This is a genomic window from Oligella sp. HMSC09E12 (assembly GCF_001808505.1).
Classification (GTDB): domain Bacteria; phylum Pseudomonadota; class Gammaproteobacteria; order Burkholderiales; family Burkholderiaceae_B; genus Oligella; species Oligella urethralis.
Window position 1 is genome coordinate 1 of record NZ_KV793547.1, and the last position, 3,662, is coordinate 3,662.

Annotated in this window: 4 protein-coding genes; 3 read left to right on the forward strand and 1 reads right to left on the reverse strand. The window is 37.8% G+C overall.

Annotated features, from left to right (window positions below; translation table 11 throughout):
- Positions 1-117 precede the first annotated feature (117 nt).
- Together HMPREF3179_RS02900 and HMPREF3179_RS02905 are read left to right on the forward strand one after the other, a co-directional pair.
- Positions 118-357, forward strand: coding sequence for a type II toxin-antitoxin system RelB family antitoxin (locus HMPREF3179_RS02900; RefSeq protein WP_070469665.1), 240 nt, complete (start codon positions 118-120; stop codon positions 355-357).
- On the forward strand, positions 341-592 hold the full coding sequence (locus HMPREF3179_RS02905; protein WP_018027257.1) for a type II toxin-antitoxin system RelE family toxin: 252 nt from the start codon (positions 341-343) through the stop codon (positions 590-592). Before HMPREF3179_RS02900 ends, HMPREF3179_RS02905 begins: the two co-directional genes overlap by 17 nt.
- A gap of 72 nt (positions 593-664) precedes the next feature.
- Here the strand turns inward: HMPREF3179_RS02905 and HMPREF3179_RS02910 are convergent, their stop codons facing one another.
- Positions 665-2,341 carry an AIPR family protein gene (locus HMPREF3179_RS02910; protein WP_018027258.1) on the reverse strand — a complete coding sequence of 559 codons (1,677 nt, stop codon included), beginning with the start codon at positions 2,339-2,341 and terminating at the stop codon, positions 665-667.
- A gap of 220 nt (positions 2,342-2,561) precedes the next feature.
- Here HMPREF3179_RS02910 and HMPREF3179_RS02915 point away from each other — a divergent pair, with 220 nt between their 5' ends.
- Complete coding sequence (locus HMPREF3179_RS02915; RefSeq protein ID WP_070469666.1) at positions 2,562-3,611, forward strand: hypothetical protein; 1,050 nt, start codon at positions 2,562-2,564, stop codon at positions 3,609-3,611.
- The last annotated feature ends 51 nt before the right edge of the window (positions 3,612-3,662 follow it).

Sequence of the window (3,662 nt, forward strand, 5' to 3'; positions counted from 1 at the left end):
CGTGGGAGCTAGTAGGAATCCCCGTCCTTTAGGGCGGGGAGGATGTCAAAATGGTTGTTCATGTTCTCACTACAATGTACAATGTAATACAAATATTATACTGTTTTGGGTGAAACGATGAATAAGTCGACTAACGTATCTTTGCGTTTGCCAACAGAGCTTGTTGAGCGTATTAGTCACTTAGCTGAAACCACTGGTCGAAGTCGCACATATTATATGCAAGAAGCTATCAAGCAACATATTGATGACTTAGAAGACCTTTATTTGGCTGAGCAAGCATTGGTAGATGTGCGGATAGGAAAAAGTGAAACTATTTCTTTAGAAACGCTAATTGAAGAATATGGCTTGGAAGATTGAGTTAACAAAAGAAGTAGCTAAAAGAATTAGAAAACTCGATAAACCGGTAGCAAAGCGACTTATTCAGTTTTTGCACGAACGTGTTTCGACCTTGAATAATCCAAGAGACATTGGGGAAGCCCTAACTGGTAGCAAATTAGGCGAGTTTTGGAAATATCGTGTCGGTGACTACAGAATAATTTGTAAAATTAAAGACAATAATTTAACCATGTTAGTTGTCCTGATAGGACATTGAAAGTCTATATATGATAACGATTAACTAAACTTGTTCTGAATTAATCGTTATTCGAATTCAAAACCTACAAGATCATCTCGGCAAAAACTCTAATAAGTCCCCACGTCTAAAAGTGGCTGAAAGCTGTTGCAATGAAACTTGGCGTTCTCCGTAAATTTCGGTTAATGCCTTTTGTAGTTGCAGGGCAGCCTCAGTAATTAACTCGGCTGTGTTCTGCTCTAAGTGATGTATAAGCTCTTCAAGGTTTTTATGGTTGATATCCTGTAGTCGGATTTGGGCTTGAGACAACAGCAGTTGACCTACCAGCATGGCCATATAGTGTGCGGCGTAGGGTAGAAAGTCGGGTGTGGGTTGCAGCAGAGTGGGGCGCTTACGCTCGTTTTCAACTGCCCGAAATATCAATACGGCGAGTATGGCTTGGGCAGGGCTCAAGTTAGTGAAAACCTTTTCGTATAGGGCTCCAAAAAGTTCACGTCGTCGAAATTTACTTTGGTGTGGAGATTTGCGCCAAATAGCCATCACAGCTTCGGCGGTGGTAGCACTAGTAATAATGCGGCTACTGGTTGTTGACTCTTCACGGTAACGTCTATAGATGTAGCCAAGTGAATTAATACCTGTTTCCAGTTGAATTTGTAAGCTATCATTCGAGCGTAAGTCGCGTAAATCTACAGGGTTTTGGCTATTGGTGGCAAAAGTTATCTCGTTAATAAGTTGATCGTCATCACTTTCAAGTTCATAGAGGCGTAGCAATACGTAGACTTCATTAAAAGAATGAGCATCATTCGCTTCATTAATGGTTTGTTGAATGGTTTTGCAGGTTTGGCCACCATTAATAATTTGAATGTTTTCTAACTTTAGCTGGTAATCACTGCCTTGTAATGCGTTGTGGCGCATTTTGGTGCACGTCATGGTAATGCCGTTATTAAAAAAGTAAAAGTCTTTTTGCTTTTCTGGGCTTACTAGTGTGTCATGAATAGCATTATTTATTCGATTGGTGTTACGTCCTAAATAACGACGGATATTACGCTCAAGCAGTAAATCGCCATTGCGGTCAAATAGCTTAGCGATTTCAGTAACAGGTACTTTTCCAACTAAGACACGACGAAAGTTAAAGTCCTCGATTATAGCTTCTCCAGTAAGTTGAATACTGTCATTGACTGCTTTGCTTCGCTGTAAAACAGCGACGATATCATTATGGTTATAGTGTTCCCAATGGACTTGGCTGTGATTAAGCCCCGAGTTGTCGAGCCACTGTTGGGCCTGATTATTCCAACGTTGACCGTTGCTGCAAAATAGCAAACGAACATTGGGTATATACCCATCCCGAATCAGAGAGCGTACTTCCTCAATACGCGGGGCCAAACGTGGGTTCATGGTGAATTGTTTATTCGGGTCAAAAATATTACTGACAAGACTGATTAAACTTTTAATTGAGTTTTCTGGAAAATTAGTATCTCCATTGAGATTTTTATGAGTGTACTTGCCCTGAAACAAGGTAACAGTGAATTCGCCGTCATCAACTTCGCTTAAATGTAAGGCATCAACACCTAGATCATTGCCCCCCTCTGTGAGAAGTTCAAGAGCCTCTGTCAAAGGTGTATCTAATACCGTGCTTACGCATAACAGGACAAATGCAAGAGACTTCTTGCGCACAGGATCATCATTGCCAATAATCTCTTCCAGCTCACTTGATAGTTCTTCAGCGATGCCAATGATTCGTTGGTCAACAATACTTGCGTTAATATCCATAGCAGTTACCTTAAACTTAAAACTATTTGAAGCCCATGTTTTAAAACAACCAGTCTATTATACAGTTGATCTATTTTATTGCTTGTATTCTGGAGGGCGTGATTTGTGTTTTAGAGATAAGTTTGTTGACTACAGGCTGAGGAAATATTCTACTTTTGGGCTGTGTTAATAATAGGATGGGTTTAATAAATGAGGAAGTTACCTAGGTAGATAATTAATTATGAAAATATATCACTATGATTATGACGATAAATATTTTATGTATTTTGAAGAGGTGCCAGAAGATTATGGTTTACCATATTCAGCGACTAAAATAGCTCCGCCTAACCTTGATGAATGGCCAGAAGGGCAAGTTCCTATTTTTGATGAACTAAATGAACAATGGTTCTATGCAAAAGTAGAAGGTTTTTGGCGTGTAAAAGTAAAAGAATTAAATTTCTATACTGGCAGAGATTCTAATGGTCCCGTTTATCTATTGGGGGGGCGCAATGAAGTGCGTTACCAAGATAAGGTAATGGATTTTTCTCATAATTTACCTAGTATCAGTATGCCCAGAATAGGACGAGTACCTGATATCACTTCTCTTTTACAACGGATTGACTACATTGAATTTTGTATTGAGCAGATTGAAGCGTTTTACTCTGAGATTAAAGGGCATTACAGTGTAGGCATTACGGGTACAGGTTCTAATCATTATCATTTTATTGTAGAGAATTTAATTGCTTCTATTCGAAGATTTATAGATGATCTTGTTGTTGCTGCTTTTATGAATCTTTTTAAACGTTATAAACCATGGGAAAAAGAAATTGTTATTGAGGGGTATTCGGATATCTTTAGGCTAGATTTATTCAAAAATAAATTTAAAAAATCATACCCTGAAATTTTTAATAATGAGATAAGTGCTCAATTAGATAGTTTTAGACAAATGGTATTAGGTAAGAACTACAGATACTTATGGTTGATTCAAAATATAAGCAATACGTATAAACACTCTATTACAGCAGGTTTAGGAAAAACTACCTACGGTGTAGATTTTCCTACGCTTACAGTGATAGGTGTTATCAAACCGGATCACAATTTGGATACACTCACTTATCATAACCATAGCTTTCGACAAATAATTCTAGGATTAAAAGATTATTTGGATGATTTTGTTTTTTGCTATTTGAATCAAGAACTAAAAGCAGATTCAACAGTTGAAAATAAATGCACAAGTCATGTGATAGAGGGACATATATGGTATTTAAATGCTCCTTATGGCTATGCTTAATTAACCAATTATATAAACTTGTAATGACCCAGTAAAAACCTGCTCAGGTCT